Annotated in this window: 17 protein-coding genes; 7 read left to right on the top strand and 10 right to left on the bottom strand. The window is 64.8% G+C overall.

What is annotated here, in order from left to right; genetic code table 11:
- Positions 1-317 precede the first annotated feature (317 nt).
- The 3 genes from EN861_RS29280 to EN861_RS29290 all read right to left on the bottom strand — a co-directional run bounded on the left by EN861_RS29280 (position 318) and on the right by EN861_RS29290 (position 2,405).
- A complete protein-coding gene (locus tag EN861_RS29280; RefSeq protein WP_127280847.1) occupies positions 318-1,100 on the bottom strand; it encodes an SH3 domain-containing protein in 783 nt (260 codons plus the stop codon).
- A 105-nt stretch (positions 1,101-1,205) separates the two neighbouring features.
- Positions 1,206-1,982, bottom strand: a complete 777-nt coding sequence (locus EN861_RS29285) for a metallophosphoesterase family protein (RefSeq protein ID WP_127280846.1) — start codon at positions 1,980-1,982, stop codon at positions 1,206-1,208.
- 66 nt (positions 1,983-2,048) lie between these two features.
- Complete coding sequence (locus EN861_RS29290) at positions 2,049-2,405, bottom strand: helix-turn-helix transcriptional regulator (RefSeq protein ID WP_127280845.1); 357 nt, start codon at positions 2,403-2,405, stop codon at positions 2,049-2,051.
- A gap of 196 nt (positions 2,406-2,601) precedes the next feature.
- On the opposite strand from EN861_RS29290, the gene EN861_RS29295 reads away from it, so the two are divergent.
- Positions 2,602-3,780: an MFS transporter gene (locus EN861_RS29295; RefSeq protein WP_135867264.1), complete on the top strand. Its 1,179-nt coding sequence runs from the start codon at positions 2,602-2,604 to the stop codon at positions 3,778-3,780.
- Between the two features lie 44 nt (positions 3,781-3,824).
- On the opposite strand, the gene EN861_RS29300 is transcribed toward EN861_RS29295, so the two are convergent.
- Positions 3,825-4,289 carry a MarR family winged helix-turn-helix transcriptional regulator gene (locus EN861_RS29300; RefSeq protein WP_135867265.1) on the bottom strand — a complete coding sequence of 155 codons (465 nt, stop codon included), beginning with the start codon at positions 4,287-4,289 and terminating at the stop codon, positions 3,825-3,827.
- Between the two features lie 290 nt (positions 4,290-4,579).
- Here EN861_RS29300 and EN861_RS29305 point away from each other — a divergent pair, with 290 nt between their 5' ends.
- On the top strand, positions 4,580-5,374 hold the full coding sequence (locus EN861_RS29305) for an SDR family oxidoreductase (RefSeq protein ID WP_127280987.1): 795 nt from the start codon (positions 4,580-4,582) through the stop codon (positions 5,372-5,374).
- Between the two features lie 386 nt (positions 5,375-5,760).
- Here EN861_RS29305 and EN861_RS29310 read toward each other — a convergent pair whose 3' ends face one another.
- The gene (locus EN861_RS29310; RefSeq protein WP_135867266.1) at positions 5,761-6,360 is read right to left on the bottom strand and encodes a LysE family translocator; all 600 of its coding nucleotides are present in this window, start codon (positions 6,358-6,360) and stop codon (positions 5,761-5,763) included.
- 93 nt (positions 6,361-6,453) lie between these two features.
- On the opposite strand from EN861_RS29310, the gene EN861_RS29315 reads away from it, so the two are divergent.
- A complete protein-coding gene (locus EN861_RS29315; RefSeq protein ID WP_135867267.1) occupies positions 6,454-7,347 on the top strand; it encodes a LysR family transcriptional regulator in 894 nt (297 codons plus the stop codon).
- A 20-nt stretch (positions 7,348-7,367) separates the two neighbouring features.
- Here EN861_RS29315 and EN861_RS29320 read toward each other — a convergent pair whose 3' ends face one another.
- The 3 genes from EN861_RS29320 to EN861_RS29330 form a co-directional block, all read right to left on the bottom strand.
- On the bottom strand, positions 7,368-8,018 hold the full coding sequence (locus tag EN861_RS29320; protein WP_135867268.1) for a dihydrofolate reductase family protein: 651 nt from the start codon (positions 8,016-8,018) through the stop codon (positions 7,368-7,370).
- A gap of 93 nt (positions 8,019-8,111) precedes the next feature.
- Positions 8,112-8,954 (bottom strand): protein-L-isoaspartate O-methyltransferase, encoded by an 843-nt coding sequence (locus EN861_RS29325; protein ID WP_189343772.1) that lies wholly within the window; start codon positions 8,952-8,954, stop codon positions 8,112-8,114.
- A 54-nt stretch (positions 8,955-9,008) separates the two neighbouring features.
- Entirely contained in the window at positions 9,009-10,373 is a 1,365-nt protein-coding gene (locus EN861_RS29330) for an Nramp family divalent metal transporter (protein ID WP_135867270.1), read from the bottom strand.
- 215 nt (positions 10,374-10,588) lie between these two features.
- Here EN861_RS29330 and mntR point away from each other — a divergent pair, with 215 nt between their 5' ends.
- The 3 genes from mntR to EN861_RS29345 all read left to right on the top strand — a co-directional run bounded on the left by mntR (position 10,589) and on the right by EN861_RS29345 (position 12,192).
- The gene (gene mntR / locus EN861_RS29335) at positions 10,589-11,038 is read left to right on the top strand and encodes a manganese-binding transcriptional regulator MntR (protein ID WP_127279594.1); all 450 of its coding nucleotides are present in this window, start codon (positions 10,589-10,591) and stop codon (positions 11,036-11,038) included.
- A 104-nt stretch (positions 11,039-11,142) separates the two neighbouring features.
- A complete protein-coding gene (locus EN861_RS29340) occupies positions 11,143-11,331 on the top strand; it encodes a hypothetical protein (protein WP_127870038.1) in 189 nt (62 codons plus the stop codon).
- Between the two features lie 21 nt (positions 11,332-11,352).
- Positions 11,353-12,192, top strand: a complete 840-nt coding sequence (locus EN861_RS29345) for an alpha/beta hydrolase (protein ID WP_245512146.1) — start codon at positions 11,353-11,355, stop codon at positions 12,190-12,192.
- A 41-nt stretch (positions 12,193-12,233) separates the two neighbouring features.
- Here the strand turns inward: EN861_RS29345 and EN861_RS29350 are convergent, their stop codons facing one another.
- Positions 12,234-13,124 (bottom strand): polysaccharide deacetylase family protein, encoded by an 891-nt coding sequence (locus tag EN861_RS29350; protein WP_135867271.1) that lies wholly within the window; start codon positions 13,122-13,124, stop codon positions 12,234-12,236.
- Positions 13,125-13,214: 90 nt separating this feature from the next.
- Positions 13,215-15,278 (bottom strand): hypothetical protein, encoded by a 2,064-nt coding sequence (locus EN861_RS29355; protein WP_135867272.1) that lies wholly within the window; start codon positions 15,276-15,278, stop codon positions 13,215-13,217.
- 188 nt (positions 15,279-15,466) lie between these two features.
- Between EN861_RS29355 and EN861_RS29360 the strand changes: the two genes are divergently transcribed.
- Positions 15,467-16,396 carry a neutral zinc metallopeptidase gene (locus tag EN861_RS29360; protein ID WP_135867273.1) on the top strand — a complete coding sequence of 310 codons (930 nt, stop codon included), beginning with the start codon at positions 15,467-15,469 and terminating at the stop codon, positions 16,394-16,396.
- Positions 16,397-16,527: the final 131 nt, after the last annotated feature.

Raw genomic sequence — 16,527 nt, forward strand, 5'->3', positions numbered from 1 at the left:
AACAAACCGTAGCCGCTCGTCCATGATCCCAGTTTCTCGCCAAACCATCGCCGGTCCTCCCGGCGGACAAGAAAACTGTCACCCATGCTATCGGTCCATTCTGTTACCTATCTATCCGGTTCGGACACCGGGACCTTCTCCCCGTATAGTGACGGGGAGAGGGGCGCTATCCCTGGTGGTTTCGCCAACCTCCGACGTTGCAAAAAAGCGCGGCTTTGCGGACGGCTTCTTTCTCCCCGTCTACGGGGAGAAATGTCCGGCAGGGCGATGAGGGGCAGCGCAAACCCCGGCAATTGAGCAGCCATTGCAAAAGCCGCCTAATCCCCCAGCACCACCGTATCCATGATCTCGAAGCGCTCGGACACACCAATGCGGATCATGTTGAGTTTGCCTTCCCTGGTGAAGCGGAAGTCGCTGCCGGCGTCCGAGCTTGCCGGCAGGCCGGCATCGAAGGAGATGACGCGGCTGCCGCCATCGGGCCAGGTCACGGTCACGTCGGCCTTGTCCGTGCCCTTGCGCGTCACGTTCGCCGCGCAGAGCGCCATGGGCTGTCCAACGTAGCGGGCGCAGGGAATTTGCAGGGTTCCGTCCGCCGCCAGCGCCAGGCCATAGGCATCCTGCATGGCGATCTCCGCCGCGGATTTCGGCTTGGTTTCGGGGCTGGCCGGCTGGGTCGTGCTGCCCAGCCGAGCGGTCAGGTCGGGTGCATCTGGCGTCGCGCCGGTACCTCCTTCGGCGGGCGCGACGGCAGACGTATCCGCGGCCTGGTCGGGCACCGTCGCCGGATTGAGGGGAACGAGATAGCGTGCTGGCGTCCAGCCGGTTGCCTTGGGATTGTCCGATTCGATCTTGCACCAGGGGTGGCCGTCAATGTCGTTGCAGCCGAGGTTTCGGACGCTCGCACCGGCGGCCAGGCGGGCCTCGGTCTTGCCGATCGGCGATGGCTTGGCGCGGACATTGAGCAGGTCGTCGGGAGCGAGCCCGGTGACAACGGAGATGAACGGCGCCTCCTCGGCGACAGCCGGCCACGCCGCCATCATCAGCGGAGCGGCAATCAGCGCATGCAAACTTTGTCGGAGCGTAATCGTGCGCCTCATCATTTGGCCGTGCGCCGTACTCAAATCACCCTGCCGCGGCGGTCTCGCCGCATGCCCGGCCGGTTTTATAAGGGACGACGCGCCGCCATGTAAGTCGGAAAATTCAGGCTAACCATGGTGCTGGGCGGCTTCCGGCATGAAGCCGGTGCGCAGGCCGTGCGCCCATTCGGCGCGTCCCGCCTGTTCGGCCTGACGCGCCGCCGCCTCGTGGTCGTAGTCCACCGCGATCATCTCGAAACGATCCTGCCGACCGGCGTCGCCCAAGGTGACGATCCCGTAGCGGGCGTGCGGCGAGCCCTGTTCGGAGACATGCGCCGGAGGCGTGTCGTCGTCATAGGCAGGGCAGCCGATGCTGCCCGGATTGAAGATGACTGGGCCATTCGGGATGCGGATCAATTCCGCCCGGTGGCTGTGGCCGCAGAGCGCGATGCGGCAGGCCGGGTCGAGTGCCTTCAACCGGCGCCGGATCGCCGCCAGCGGCGCGCGCACCAAATGGCCATCGGTCACGGTATCGAGCAGATATTTCTCGTCATGGTCGGGGCGGGCATGGAAGGCGATGACGCCAGGCGCGATCTCAAGGGTCAGCGGTTGGGCGAACAGCGCATCGCGCTGCGCCTGCGTCAGTCGCTCCTGCGCATAGACGTCGGACGCCCACATGGTTTCGTCGGGGGGATCGGCGGCGACGCGGCGGTCATGGTTGCCGCGCACCGTCGGCAAGTTGAGCGCTTGCAGCCGCTCCATCGTCTCGCGCGGCCACAGCGGCCCCGAAACGCAGTCGCCGAGATTGACGGTGAGGTCGGTGCCGCCGCGCCGCGCCAGGTCCTCGAGCACGGCGTCCAGTGCGAGAACGTTGCCGTGGATGTCGGCGAGGACGGCTATGCGCATGAGGAGGTTCCCGGTGGGTGGCAGGACCTGGTCTCCTCACCCCGCTTCGCGACTGAGAGGAAAAGTTCAGGCCGGCATTTCCAAATCATGGCCGCCGACCGCGGGCAGGGCGGTGTCGTCCGCGGCCGCGGCGATGACACTGTCGAGCAGGCCGGGGAAGCGGGCGTCGAGATCGGCCCGGCGGAGCGTGATCATGCGGTTGGTGCCGACCACCTCGGCGCGGGTGACGCCCGCCTCGCGCAGTTTGGCGAGGTGGTAGCTGAGATTGGTCTTGGAGGCGAGGTCGAGGAAGCGGCTGCAGTTCAGTGGCAGGCCTTCCTTGCTGGCCAGATAGCGCACGATGGCGAGCCGCGTCGGGTCGCCGAGCACGCCGAGCACGATGGGCAGGCTGATCTGGTCCGTATTGGGGTGTGGCAAGGTCATGGCAGGAACCTAAGCACAGTTCGGGCCGATTTCAACGCGTCGATCCTGCTCGGCCCATACACACTGTTTCTCCTTTCGCGTGACCGTCCTGACACAGGGCTGTCAGCATGGTTCAGCTATTTTGCCCTGGCTTCATTGACATCATGGCCTGTTATGTCCAATTGTTCAATAACTTTTGAACTAAGGACGCATCCCCATGGACAAGAGAATCTTCTGGCTGGCGCTTGGATCGTTCGCGATTTCGACCGAAGGCTTCGTCATATCAAGCCTTCTGCCCGACATCGCCAGGGATGCCGGCATCTCCGTGCCGCTCGCCGGCTCGCTGATCACCGCCTTCGCGCTTGCCTACGCGATCGGCACGCCGATCCTGGCAACGCTGACCGGCGAATGGGACCGGCGCCGCGTCATCCTGTGGACGCTGGTGTTCTTCGTCATCGGCAATGTCGTCGCCGCCCTGAGTTCGTCCTTCGAAGTGCTTCTCGTCGCGCGCATCATCATGGCGCTGTCGTCGGGCCTGTTCGCGGCGACCGCGCAAGGCACGGCGGTAGCGTTGGTCGATGACCATCACCGGGCCCGCGCCATTGCCGTCGTCGTCGGCGGCACCACGGTGGCGGTCGCCGTCGGCGCGCCGCTTGGCGCGCTGGTCGCGGCCATCGCCGGCTGGCGCGGCACTTTCTACGCCATTGCCGGCCTTGGCGCGCTGTCCGGCGCCATCCTGTGGTACCGGCTGCCACGCGGCATCATAGGCACCAGGCTGCCGCTGAAGCGCCGGCTGGCGGCGGCGATGCGTCCCGGCGTTATGCCGATCCTGGTGACGACGGCGCTTGCCCTCATCGGCGCGTTCACCGTGTTCAGCTTCATCGCGCCGCTGGCCATCGAAGGCGCCGGGCTGTCGCCGATCGCGCTTCCGGGCATGCTGCTCGCCTTCGGCGCAGGCGCCGTCATCGGCAACATTGCCGGCGGCCAGGCCGCCGATCGTTTCGGCGCGACGCGTACCGTCGCCTGGTCGCTGGCGCTCTCCGCCGCCATGCTCGTCACCTTCTCGCTGATCCCGACCTTCCTGCCGCATCACCTCGCCGGACCGGCGCTGATGGGCATGATGGTGCCGTGGGGCATCGTCGGCTGGGCCTTCCCGCCGGCACAGGCGAGCCGCATCATCAAGCTCGCGCCGGACGCGGCGCCGATCGTGCTGTCGCTCAATGCCTCGGCGCTCTATCTCGGCGTGGCGCTGGGTGCTGTGGTGGGTGGAGCGGTATTGCGCTACGGCGCGCCGGCCGATCTCGGCCTGATCGCCGCGGCCTTCCCGGTCATCGGGCTCGGCATCGTGCTGGCGGGGCGGATGTTTGCCAGACCGGTAGCGATGCCGGCGGAGTAAGACTGGCCCCAGACTTCGATCTATGTTTTTACGCGGCCGCTTCTTCAGCTGGAAGGAGTGGCCGCGGGCAGTTCCAGGTTCAACGCGGCCACTTCATCGAGCGTGGCCCGCAGTTTCGCGGCCTGCTCGGCGCCGATCATGGCCTCGAATTGCCGCTGGGCAACGCTCCATAGCTTGATCGCCTCGTCGAGCTTGGCCTGGCCGGTCGGCGTCAGCCGCACGCGCTTGACGCGGCGATCGTCCTTGTCGGCGAAGGTTTCGACATAACCGTCGCGAACCAGAGGCTTCAACGTGTGGCCGAGTGCCGAGAGATCCATGATCAACGCCTCGGCAATGGCCCCCATCGCCGGCTCGCCGCCGACACTGATCTGGAAGAGCAGGCCGAACTGCGTGCCCTTCAAGCCGGAAGGCGCCAGCGCGTCGTCGTAGAAGCGGCCGAGCCTGCGCGCGGTGCGCCGCAAGGTGGCATTGTTGCACCGGCTGAATCCCGGCTCCTGAACGTCGGTCATGTCAACTCCTTGCCGGAGCATTTCCGGCGAAAACGGCATCGCCTCCAATGCTCTCGCTCTCTTCTTACGCAATTCCGGGCGAAAAACCGCTGAGCGCTTTTGCTGGAATTGCTCTGGCAGGGGCGCCGGCCCTGTCGCAGAAATAGTTTTCGCGGCTGCCGTTGACAAGATAGTGGCATATACCTATTTCGCCGAAAGTGGTATATGCCACTAATTGATATCAGGACAATGGGCTCGACCGCCGGCGCGTTCGTCGAAGCCGAATAAGAGCCAACAGAAGGAACGTGACAATGAGCAAGAACGACAACAAGGGGACAGCTGTGGTAACAGGCGCTTCCTCGGGCATCGGCGCCGTCTATGCCGACCGGCTGGCGGGGCAGGGCTATGACCTGGTGCTGGTGGCGCGCCGCGCCGATCGGCTCGGGGAATTGGCCGAGAAGCTGCGCCATGCCTATAGCCGCAAGGTCAGCGTGATCGCGGCCGACCTGTCCGACGACGACGATGTGCGCCGCGTCGAGAAGGCGATATCAGCCGACGAGAGTGTGACGCTGCTGGTCAACAATGCCGGCCTTGGCGGTCAGGCAGTGGTGGCAACCGCCGACGCGGATGCCGCCGAGCGCATGATCAAGGTCAATGTCGTGGCGCTGACCCGGCTGACCCGTGCAGTGCTGCCGGGGCTTTTGGCGCGCAACCGTGGCGGGATCGTCAACATCGCCTCGGTACTGGCTTTCGACACCTCCTTCGGGGGCATCTACAGCGGCACCAAGGCCTATGTCGTCAACTTCACCGAAGCGCTGCATCGCGAGGTCGCGGGCACCGGGGTGACGGCACAGGCGGTGCTGCCGGGCGCGACCCGGACCGATTTCTGGGAGCTTTCCGGCAGCGATATCGACCAGCTTCCGAAGGAAATCATCATGACCGCCGACGATATGGTCGATGCCGCCCTTGTCGGCCTGGCGCGGGGCGAAGCCGTCACCGTGCCGGCGCTTGCCGATACGGGAAAGCTGGATACGTTCCTCGGCGCCCGGCAGGCCTTCTATGGCAGCTTGCACGCCGACAAGCCGGCAGCCCGCTACGCGGCTTGAGGCCACTTCGGTCTGGGACTCTGGCGCTTGTGCACATCTTCCGCGACTAGCGTGGCCGATCGGCCCGAGGCTTGATTGCCACGTGGTTCCCCCAATCCGTCGCGGCTTCGCCGCGCCACCTTTCCCCCCTCCGGAGGGAAAGGAAGGGAGCGCTACTGGGCGAGCATTGACGGCAAAAAGCCTGGCGCTTTTCCTCTCCCCCGTCGATCGGGGGAGAGGTGGCTCGGCGAAGCCGAGACGGAGTGGGGGTCGACCAGCGCGGCACAAGACAATTCACGCGCTAAGCCGTCATGCCACGCGATCGCCGCTACCAGCCGCCTGGAAATGCGCGCGTCCCGTAGCGCTATGGCGGGGCAAGAAACCCAACTCCTGGAAGGCCGACGCTTCTAATGCGGCTGCCACATCGGGATGATCGAGGCGGCCAGCACCAGCGCCAGCACGATGTTGAGCGCGCGCCATTGCCATTCGGTCTTGAGCAACCGTGCCAGCACCATGCCGGCCGCGCACCAGGCAGACAGCGAGATGGCCGCGGCAAGGCCGAAGGTCGAGCCGAGCAGCAGCGCCAGTTGTCCTGGCCCGTCGGCAAGCGCGGCGAAGGAGGCCGCCGCGCCCAGCCCCATCGCCCAGCCCTTCGGGTTCATCCACTGGATGCCGGCGCCGCCCAGGAAACTGTTGGGCCTGGCCATCGCCACATCGAGATTGGGTGGGCCGGCACGGCCGATCTTGATCGCCAGCCAGACAAGATAGAGCGAGCCGATGATTTTCATCGCCACCTGTAGCGACGGCATGGCCAGCAGCAGGCCGGCCAGTCCAGCGCCGGCCGCGCCCGTCACCGTTGCGAGGCCGGTCGCACTTCCGACCAGCAGCGGAACGGAGCGGCGGAAGCCGAACCGCGCGCCTGAAGCGGTCGACAGGGTGGTGGCGATGCCCGGCGTGGCGGTGGCTACGAAGGCAAACAGTATCAGCGGCAGAATAGGCTGGAGCATGGGGCATCCTCGTCGGGAGATCCATGGTAGACGCGGGCTTGCATCAGTAAATGCAATGTTTGCGATGGTCCGCATTAGCGTCTATAATGCAACATGATCCGCAATCTCGACACCAGCCTCGTGCGAACCTTCGTCACCGTCGCCGACAAGGCCAGCATGACGGCGGCGGCGAACGCGCTGCACCTGACCCAGGGCGCGGTCAGCCAGCAGGTCAAGCGCCTGGAGGAGACGCTCGGCTGCAGCCTGTTCGAGCGCGACCGGCGCGGTCTGCGCCTGACCCATTCCGGCGAGCGGCTGTTCGACAAGGCCAGGCGCCTGCTCAGCCTCAATGACGAGATCTGGTCCGAGATGGCGGGGAGCGCTGTCGCCGGCCAGGTGCGGCTCGGCGTGCCCTACGACCTTGTCGGCACCTTGCTGGCGCCCGTCCTGAAAGCCTATGCCGAAGCCTATCCGCAGGTCGAGATATCGCTGCTCTGCGCCTCCTCGCCGGAACTGGCGGCGGCACTGGCGGCGGGAACCATCGACCTCGCGGTGATCGAGGAGCGGGTCGGCCCGACCTCGGGCGAATGCCTGGCCGTCGACCGGCTCGTCTGGGTCGGGGCGAGGGGCGGGGCGGCCCGCGCCAAGCGGCCATTGCCGGTCTCGATCGTTGCCGACACCTGCGCCTTCCGGCCGGTGGTGCTGTCTGCACTCAACGCGCATGGGCTGGAATGGCGCAGCGTGTTCGAGAACGGCAATATCGACGCGACCACGGCGACGGTGCGCTCGGACCTGGCCGTCACCACATGGCTGGCTTCCACCGTGCCGGCGGATCTCGACATATTGCCGTTCGACGCCGGCCTGCCGCCGCTGCCGAATTTTGCCATCAACCTGCATCTGCCGGGGCATGGCGTGGGTACGGCTGCGCGGGAGTTCGCGCGGCATATCCGTGAGGGGCTGGGGCGGCGGGCGCAGGCGCTTGATGGTGCGCCCCTTCTCCCCGTATAGGGACGGGGAGAAAGAACCACTCACTTCCAGTTCTTGCGGCGCTCGAGTTCGGCGTCGGATGGCTCGCCCGTGACAAAGGAGCCGACTTCGATTTCGCCCGCGCGCTCATAGGTCGCCATGATGACGCCGGTGGTGGAAGCCTGCGATTTGACAAGCTTGAAGGCGGCCGGCATCGCGGCATCGCCGAACAACCGCTTGCCCTTGCCCAGCAACAGCGGGAAGGTCATCAGCCGGATCTCGTCGATCAGCCCGTTGGCGAGCAAGGTCTGGATCAGATTGCCCGATCCCTGGATGAGCAGGTCAGGTCCATCTTCTTGGCGGAGGCGGCGCAAAGCCGCGATGATATCAGGCCCGAGCGCGTGCGTGTTCTGCCAGGCCAGGGTATCCGGCCGATGCGTCGCCACATATTTGGTCGCGGGGTTGAAGGCATCCGCGATCGGATCTTTCTGATACGGCCAGTACGCGGCGAAGATGTCGTAGGTTCTGCGGCCGAGCAGCAGGGCGAACGGTTTGGAGAACAGGTCCTCAATTGCCGCGCCCGCCACCTCGTCAAAGTAGTGGAACGTCCAGCCGCCGAATTTGAAGCCGCCGACCGGATCTTCTTCCGGCCCGCCCGGCGCTTGCATGACGCCATCGAGACTGACGAAGGTCGCGGCGATGATTTTTCTCATCCGTCTTCTCCTTTTTGCGATCCGCGCCGTCACGGCCGGGTTCAGCCTTATGACGAACGGCAGGCTTCCTTTTCGACACGCGACGACAAATTTCTAGCCGTTGTCGCCGGCGTGAACGGGGTCGGAGGAGAACCAGACTTCGCCGAGGATTGCCGTGGCGGTGCTGTCTGGCTGCCTGTCCTCAATCAGCCAGACAGAACGGCTGCGCGTGGCTTCTTCGCGTGTCGGGATCTTCGCCTCAGGAGGGATCGCCGAGGCGCCGACGCAAGGGATGAACCACGAGCGCATGAAAGGATGGCAGGCAAAGCCCTTTTCGCTGTGGGTCACCATCACCGCGAACGGAATGCTCTCGGCCGGACGCCACGGGAAGATCATGCGGCCACCGGGGCGCAGCGCCCTCAGCCATCCGGCGGGAGGAGCCACGACGCCGGCATTGACATAGATGATGTCGGATGGCGGCAGGGGCGAGGTCACGGCATCGCCATGGACAACAGTCGCATTGCCATAGGCTTCGAGATTTCTGCGCGCCAGTTCGGCCATCTGGTCGTCGACCTCGAAAGCGGCGACGGTGCCGCCCGGCGAAACCAGCATGGCCAGCAAAGCCGTGTAGTAACCGCTGCCGGCGCCGATATGCGTGACGGCCTCGCCGGGTCTTGGCGCCAGCTTTCCGATCCACATGGCGTGCAGGAACGGCTCGCCATTGTTGATGCCCTTTTCGGCGTCGAGCGTCACCAGCACATTCTGGTAGACATGGGCCGGGTCGGCGCTCGGCGTCGTGATCTTGGCGTTGCCGGCAATGACCGTCCATGGCCCCGGACCGAGAAAGGCCTCGCGCGGCACGCTGGCGAACACCTCTTCCAGGCGGGGATCCGATGAAGCGGCGTTGGCCGCCATCAGCCGCGCGTAGAATCTCCTGATGTCTTCGATGTTGCTCATGGCATCGGGAAAGATAGAGCGATCTGGCGGTTTGTCCCGGGATTAGACGGAGCTTCAACCAACCCCGGACATGGTGTCGTAGAGCAGCTTGAAATTGAGCACCAGGATGATGGCCGCGACCACCCAGGCCAATGCCGCCACGCCGCGCGGGATGGCGAGGTTGCCCATCTTCTTCTTGTCGGAGACGAACTGCACCAGCGGGATGACCGCGAAGGGCAGTTGCATTGACAACACCACCTGGCTGAACACCAGCAGCTGGCCGGTGCCCTTCTCGCCATAGAGCGCGGTGACTACCACCACAGGGACGATAGCGAGGCCGCGCGTCAGCAGCCGCCGTGCCCAGTTAGGGATGCGCAGCCGCAGAAAGCCTTCCATGATGATCTGGCCGGCGAGCGTTGCCGTCACCGTCGAGTTGAGGCCCGAGGCGAGCAGTGCCACGGCAAACAGGATCGAGGCGATGCCCAGGCCAAGCAGCGGCGACAGGAGCTTGAAGGCCTGGTCGATCTCGGCGACATCCTGGTGGCCGGTGTCGTGGAAGGCGACCGCCGCGACGATCAGGATGGCGGCGTTGACGAACAGAGCCAGCATCAAGGCGATCGTGGAGTCCGCCGTCGCCCATTTGATGGCATCGCGCTTGCCCGCTTCGGTGCGTTCATAGGCGCGGGTCTGCACGATCGAGGAGTGCAGATAGAGATTGTGCGGCATGACCGTGGCGCCGATGATGCCGATGGCGATGTAGAGCATCGCCGGGTTGGTGACGATCTCGGAGGATGGCACGAACATCGAATGCAGGATCGTGCCGGCCGGCGGGGCGGCAACGAAGATCTGGATGGCAAAGCAGCTGAAAATGATGATCAGAAGCGCGACGACGAAGGCTTCGAGATAGCGGAACCCCTTGTTCATCAAGAGCAGCACGAGGAAAGCGTCGAGCGCGGTGAGTATGGCGCCTCCGATAAGCGGGATGCCGAACAAGAGTTGCAGCGCGATCGCGGTGCCGATCACCTCGGCGAGGTCACAGGCGATGATGGCGAGCTCGCAGGCGATCCACAGCACGAAGTTGACCGGGCGCGGGTAGTAAGCGCGGCAGGCCTGGGCGAGGTCGCGGCCGGTGGCGATGCCAAGCCGCGCCGCCAGCGCCTGCAGCAGGATCGCCATCAGGTTGGACAGCATGATGATGAACAGCAATGTGTAGCCGAACTGGGCGCCGCCGGCGAGGTCGGTCGCCCAGTTGCCCGGGTCCATATAGCCGACCGAGACCATGTAGCCGGGGCCCATGAAGGCGAACAGCCGGCGGAACCAGACGCCCGAACTCGGCACCGCGACGCTGGAATTGACCTCGCGCAGACTGGGCTGATCGTCCTCCTCCCGTTTGGCGAACCGCCATGCGGACCGGGGGGCTGTGACGTCTGCTTCTGACATGAAAAGGCTTTCCGCAGGTTCCGGAGAATGCCCATAAGCTATGCCATGGCTCAACATTATGCAATAGGCTATATTTCATTGTCGGTGCTTGTTGTGACGGGCGGGCAGCCGGAGACGCTGGTTGCACCTCTCGCGGAATGCAAATAAACGGCCTGAAGAATCAGAGCCTGTGCTATAAAAGCAGCGACGGCTAAACTTCCGAGGAGGAGCGCGCATTGGCGCTGAAGAACAGACCGGTCCCGCGTGAGCCGCTGCTCGATGCCGATGTCCATTCGGAAGGGTTCCGGCAGACGCGCGAAGCGCGCCGCAGCGCGCTGGTCGAGGATTATGTCGAGCTGATCGCCGACCTGATCGAGGATGGCAACGAGGCGCGGCAGGTCGACATCGCCGCGCGGCTCGGTGTCGCCCAGCCGACGGTGGCCAAGATGCTGACGCGGCTGTGCGCCGACGGGCTGGTGTCGCGAAAACCCTATCGCGGCGTGTTCCTCACCGAAGCCGGCCGCAAGGTCGCACAGGAAAGCCGCATCCGCCACCAGACGGTGGAAGCCTTCCTGCGCTCGCTCGGCGTCAGTGCCGAGACGGCGCGCATCGACGCCGAGGGCATCGAGCACCATGTCAGCGCCGAGACGCTGGACGCGTTCCGCAAGGCGATGACGGCGCGCTGAGGCGCGTCATTGCCGGGTTGCCCGACAGCGTTAGCCGCTGGAACCGCCGCCGCTCATGCGCGTTGCATCTCATCGCGCGCTTGTTGCGCGCCAGGGAGGAAGCAATGGGCGTCGAGCAGGCACCGACCGCGAAAGGCAAGCAGGCAGCCACAGGACTGAAACAGGCGGCGGCCAGGGATGAGCGCAAGACCGAGGCCGAAATGGGCCATCCGCTGAAGAAAGGCGCCGATCGTTTCGAGGAACGCTCGAAAAGCTCGGACGGCAAGAGCGCCGGCGCCAAGCAGAAAGAGTAGGCCGGCAGCAATTCTGGATCGATGCTGATGACGATCGAGTGGCGCCCGCCCGAACGCTTTGTCTTTCAAGGACATTCAATTGCCTGGGGCGTGATGGGGGAAGGACCGCCCGCCGTCGTTCTTCACGGTACCCCATTCTCCTCGGTGGAGTGGCGCCGCATCGCGCCATGGCTCGCGAAGCAGCGACGCGTCCACTATTTCGACATGCTTGGCTATGGCTGGTCGGACAAACCTGACGGCGACGTGTCGCGCGGCATCCAGAACGAATTGTTCGCGGCGCTCTATGCCCACTGGAAGCTGGAACGGCCCGACGTGGTCGCGCATGATTTTGGCGGATCGACCGCTCTGCGCGGTCATCTGCTCAATGGGTTGGAGTTCCGCTCGCTGGTGTTGATCGATCCGGTGGCGATCAGCCCGCAAGGTTCGCCGCTGGTCCAGGCAGCCAAACAGAACGAGAAGGTTCTTGCCGAGCTGCCAGCGTATGTTCACGAAGCGATCCTGCGCGCCTACATCAACGGCGCGACGTACAATCCGTTACGCGAAGACGAGATGCAGGCCTATCTGCGCCCATGGCTTGGCGACGAAGGCCAGAAGGCATTCTGGAGGCAAGTCGCGCAGATGGATGACAAGTACAGCGAGGAGGTGGAGTGGCGATATGGCGAGGTTCGATGCCCGGTCACCATCCTCTGGGGCGACAATGACGATTGGATCCCGGTAAAGGACGGCCGGGAACTGGTGCGGCGCATTCCCGGCGCGACGTTTCAGACAGTCCCCGATGCGAAGCATCTCGTCCCGGAAGACGCGCCAGAAGCGATCGCCGCTACGGTCCTTCAGTTCTGGCGGAGCATGGAAGCCGGCTAGGGGACCGATCAACCCTTTGTTTTGGCGTAATTCCCGTGCTCCTATCGGGTCTCCGCGTAGGCCGTCTGCTGGACGGTCGTCACGGTGCCTGTCGTCAGCGATGACACCAGCGGTTCGCGGCCGCGGTGGCCGGGCACCAGCCGCACCACCTTGTAGCCCTTGGCTCTGAGGTCGGCGAGCAGGTGCGGCAGCATCTGCGCGGTGCGCGGGTGGATGTCATGCATCAGGATGATGCCGGAGCCGCGCTGTTCGATACCCGCCATGGTGCGCTTGCGCAGCTGGTCCGGCGTCGACGGGAAATAATCCTTGGAATCGATATCGGCGTCGATGACGACGATGCCGCGCGCCGCGAGTTGACGGCGCAGCGTCGCCGTCGAGGCGAGATAGGGGAAGCGGAAGAAGGGCGCGACGCCGTGCATGGATGGCACCAGCGCTGCCGACACGCTCTTGATGCCGCCGTCGATCTGCGCTTGCGCTCCCGTCGCACTCATATGCGTCAGGTTGGCATGGTTCTGGGTGTGGGTGCCGATCGTGTGGCCGTGCGCGGCGACCTCGCGCACCAGGGCAGGGTAGGAGCGGGCCATCTGGCCGACCATCATGAAGGTTGCCTTGACGCCGGCATTGTCGAGGACTTTCAGGATGTTCTCGGTGCGGCCGGGCATCGGGCCGTCATCGAAGGTCAGCACCACTTCGTGGTTGCGCAGCCTGAGGTCGGCGATGCTGTTGACGGTGACGCTGCGGCCGGCAAGGCCGCTGAAGGAATGCGAGGAGAAGAAGCCGCCGGCGCCGGTCTCCTTCGGCTCTGTCGCATAGGCGAGCTTGCCACCCTTGGCGTCGGTCGCAGGTTTCGCCGTCGTGCAACCGGTGGCCAACGCGCCCAAGGCGACAATACCAAACAGCTGCGCCAGACGGCGCCCGGACACGAAAGCCATGGCGGAAGGATCCCTTTGAATCGCTTACGCTTTTATTCCGCTTATGGTTAATGAAGGTTTACTTCCGGGCTTGCCCAGTCCGCCGACAGCTCACTCGCTGACATCCTGCTTCCAGCTGCGCGGATGGCCGTCGACGCGGAACTGGAAGATGAAGTAGGGCGGGATGCAGGTGCCTTCGCCAGGCTTGGCCTCGGGCAGATCGTCATATCCGGCGGTGCAGATATAGTCCTCGCGGCAGGGATGCGCCTTGTCGCAGGCGCGCAGGCCGGCGGTCTTGGTGAATTCCTTCGTGCAGAATTTATGGTCCTTGCCGGACGCGATACAGTCGTTGAAGCCCGTCTTGGCGAGGCGGCCGCAACTTGCCTCTTCTGGAAGTTTGTCGCAGCTCGCCTTGCGCAGCATGCCGCCGGGAAAGCCGCCGGTCTTCTGCTCGGGGTTGTCGTAGCGCTGGCGCGCGGCGCCATAGCCGGCGAGCTTGACCACCGGCTTCCTGTCGCGCACCGGGTCGATGCCACAATCCTTGGCGGTGGCGGGCGACAGGCGGCAATACCGGTCGCTGCCCCAGGTCGACATCCTGATCTCGCCGAATTCCACGGGGTCGCCGACCGCGGTGCCTTTCTCGCTGACGCAGGTGCCGAAACCAGGATGGATGGCGCTTTCGTGGACCCCGGCGCAGCGCAGGCCGGTGCCGCAGGTCCAGTCCTTGAAGCTTTCATCCTCGCCGCGATAGCAGATCGAGCCCCAGCCATTGTAGAGATCGGTGCCTTTCAGCGCGTCAGCGTATTTCTGGTCGGGACGGGCGGCGAAACCCCTGGTGAAATCGGGATGGCCGCCGGCGGCGAATTCCTCGACGATGGCGCGGCGGCGCGGCAGGTCGGCGAAGAAGACGGCCGAGCCCGGCACGAAGACGGCATTGCGGCGCGGCTCGCTGGCCGGGTCGGCGCCGGTATAGTGGAAGCCGGCAATGCCATGCGTCTGGTGGCAGCCGGTGCAGGACATCTCGTTGAGGCGCAGGTTGAAGCCTGCGGCCGACCTGATGGTGGCGAGCGTGTTGCCGCTGGCGACATAATCCTTCAACGCCTTGTCAATGTCGGCGTCGTCGACCAGCCCATACACGATGTTGTTCTGCGAGCGGCTCAACCCGCCGGGTGCCACCGAGACGGCGCTCTTGGCCAGGAATTTCTCGTCGACGACCAGCCGGCCATGGTCGAGATCGTAGATGTTGCGGTCGGTGAGCAGCCATTTGGCGAAGGCTGGCCTGTCGGCCAGCACCGTCGCCCGGTCGATCTCGTTTTCCATCCTGGCTTCATAGAAGCTTGAAATGGCCGGATCCCATTTGAAGATCTTCAACAGGTACTCGGCATGGCCGCCGAAATCGCGCCGCGTCGACGCCGACAGCCTGAGCACCTGCATGTTGAGCTCGAGCCGCATGATCTGCGAGGAATTCAGCATGGCGCCGGACAGCGGGCCTTCGTCGGAGCGCAGCCAGGCGGCCAATTGCTCGGGTGGCAAGTCCTTTCGACCGGCGGCCAGCCAGCGCCGGGCGACGTCCGCGCAGGACGCGTCGGTGGCGCTGGGAAGGTCCTTAGAAGCGCGGGCCTGCGCCTTCCCAGGCTTGGCGTTGAAGACCAGGCTCATGGTCAGCGGCAGGCGCGATGAAATGCGCTGGCCGGGCTTGCCGTTCGCCGGTTTTTCCTGGACCGAATAGTGGAAGCGGTAGATCAGCCGGATCTCGCCGCATTCGGTGTGGCCGAGATAGCCTCGGTCCATGCGGTTGACGACGCCGGTGAGGTCGAGCGTCGAGCCGTCGTCATCGATGTATCTGGGATTGAATTTCTGGCTGGTGTCGTTCGATTTCGCCATGGCCGCGACATAGGGGTCGGGGCTGGTCTTCGGCTCGTCTGATATCTCGCGCTTGACCGTGTCGCGCACCGTGGCCAGTGCCGGCACCGAAAACAGGCCGCGATTGTCAACGTCGCGGGTGAGGCCGAGGGCGGGGCCGAGCAGGCGGCTGATCGACAGGCCGCCACGCTCCAGCGCTTGCAAGGTGGCGGGATCGGTGACCGCGACGCTGGAATCGAGCGTCACCGCGCCGGCATTTGCAAGCCCAAGGCACAGCACCAGCAGCGACAGGAAACCTGCGATCGTCCTCAAGCCTCGAACCCCTCCGATCCCGGCGATGCTACAGGCCTCGCGCGCTCCCGGCCAGTGCGGTGAAACGGCCACCCAGCGCTGCCGCCCTCACGAAAAATGCTGTGACTTGGCGCAACCATTACGATAATTGTTTGTTGGATTGAGCCGGCCTGCCGGAACAACGGGAAAGTTTGCAGCGAGGAGTTGCCATGCTCTGGAGAGGCCGTCGTCAGAGTGACAATATCGAGGACGACCGCAGCGACAGTGGCGGCGGCGGGATCGGTGGCGGCGGCGGTCAGTTCCAACTGCCCATCGGCGGCCGGACGGGTGGCGGCGGCAGTATCATCCTCGTCATCCTTGTCGTCATCGCCGGCTGGTATTTCGGCTTCGATCCCTCGGCGATCCTGGGCGGTGGCGACGGCGGCCTGCTGCCGGGCGGCGGTGGCCAGATCACGGACAACAGCGGCGGTGGTCAGGATAGCAGCGCGGGTAGCCCGGCCAATGACGAGATGAAGCAGTTCGTGGCGACCGTGCTCGCCGAGACCGAGGACACCTGGACGGGCATCTTCAAGTCGCAAGGCCTGACCTATGAGGACCCCAAGCTGGTGCTGTTTTCCGGCCAGGTCCGCTCCGCCTGCGGTTTTGCTTCCGCCGCGGCCGGACCGTTCTATTGTCCTGGAGATCACAAGGTCTATCTCGACATGACCTTCTTCCAACAACTCGACCAGCAGTTCGGCGCTACCGGCGAGTTCGCCCGTGCTTACGTCATCGCGCATGAGGTCGGCCACCACGTACAGAACCTCACCGGCATCATGGGCAAGTTCGACCAGATGCGCCAAGGCATGAGCGAAGTCGATGCCAACCAGCTGTCGGTGCGCATCGAACTGCAGGCCGACTGCTTCGCCGGCGTGTGGGCGCACTACACCGGGCAGAAGGGCATATTGGAGCAGGGCGACTTCGAAAGCGCGCTGAACGCGGCCAAGCAGATCGGCGACGACACGCTGCAGAAGAAGATGCAGGGCTATGTCGTGCCGGAAAGCTTCAACCACGGCACCTCGCAGCAGCGGCAGACCTGGCTGACGCGCGGCTACAAGAGCGGCAAGCTGTCGGACTGCAACACCATGAGCGGGCCGCTCTAAGCAGTCGTTTTCGGAAAAAGACCTGACGGCGAGACGCCGTCAGGGAGTGTCAGGATCAAAGCTTCCTGCCTGTTCCCTCATTGTTCCTTTTTGCTTGCTCGCCTATAAGGTGCGTCCGCCCGCGCCCCAGG

This window comes from Mesorhizobium sp. M8A.F.Ca.ET.218.01.1.1, assembly GCF_004791165.1.
In the GTDB taxonomy this organism is placed as follows: Bacteria; Pseudomonadota; Alphaproteobacteria; order Rhizobiales; family Rhizobiaceae; genus Mesorhizobium.

Excerpts from the sequence above, each read along its gene's own strand:
- EN861_RS29280 (WP_127280847.1), bottom strand. The coding sequence starts at position 1,100 with ATGATGAGGCGCACGATTACGCTCCGACAAAGTTTGCATGCGCTGATT.
- EN861_RS29285 (WP_127280846.1), bottom strand. The coding sequence starts at position 1,982 with ATGCGCATAGCCGTCCTCGCCGACATCCACGGCAACGTTCTCGCACTG.
- EN861_RS29290 (WP_127280845.1), bottom strand. The coding sequence starts at position 2,405 with ATGACCTTGCCACACCCCAATACGGACCAGATCAGCCTGCCCATCGTG.
- EN861_RS29295 (WP_135867264.1), top strand. The coding sequence starts at position 2,602 with ATGGACAAGAGAATCTTCTGGCTGGCGCTTGGATCGTTCGCGATTTCG.
- EN861_RS29300 (WP_135867265.1), bottom strand. The coding sequence starts at position 4,289 with ATGACCGACGTTCAGGAGCCGGGATTCAGCCGGTGCAACAATGCCACC.
- EN861_RS29305 (WP_127280987.1), top strand. The coding sequence starts at position 4,580 with ATGAGCAAGAACGACAACAAGGGGACAGCTGTGGTAACAGGCGCTTCC.
- EN861_RS29310 (WP_135867266.1), bottom strand. The coding sequence starts at position 6,360 with ATGCTCCAGCCTATTCTGCCGCTGATACTGTTTGCCTTCGTAGCCACC.
- EN861_RS29315 (WP_135867267.1), top strand. The coding sequence starts at position 6,454 with ATGATCCGCAATCTCGACACCAGCCTCGTGCGAACCTTCGTCACCGTC.
- EN861_RS29320 (WP_135867268.1), bottom strand. The coding sequence starts at position 8,018 with ATGAGAAAAATCATCGCCGCGACCTTCGTCAGTCTCGATGGCGTCATG.
- EN861_RS29325 (WP_189343772.1), bottom strand. The coding sequence starts at position 8,954 with ATGAGCAACATCGAAGACATCAGGAGATTCTACGCGCGGCTGATGGCG.
- EN861_RS29330 (WP_135867270.1), bottom strand. The coding sequence starts at position 10,373 with ATGTCAGAAGCAGACGTCACAGCCCCCCGGTCCGCATGGCGGTTCGCC.
- EN861_RS29340 (WP_127870038.1), top strand. The coding sequence starts at position 11,143 with ATGGGCGTCGAGCAGGCACCGACCGCGAAAGGCAAGCAGGCAGCCACA.
- EN861_RS29345 (WP_245512146.1), top strand. The coding sequence starts at position 11,353 with ATGCTGATGACGATCGAGTGGCGCCCGCCCGAACGCTTTGTCTTTCAA.
- EN861_RS29350 (WP_135867271.1), bottom strand. The coding sequence starts at position 13,124 with ATGGCTTTCGTGTCCGGGCGCCGTCTGGCGCAGCTGTTTGGTATTGTC.
- EN861_RS29360 (WP_135867273.1), top strand. The coding sequence starts at position 15,467 with ATGCTCTGGAGAGGCCGTCGTCAGAGTGACAATATCGAGGACGACCGC.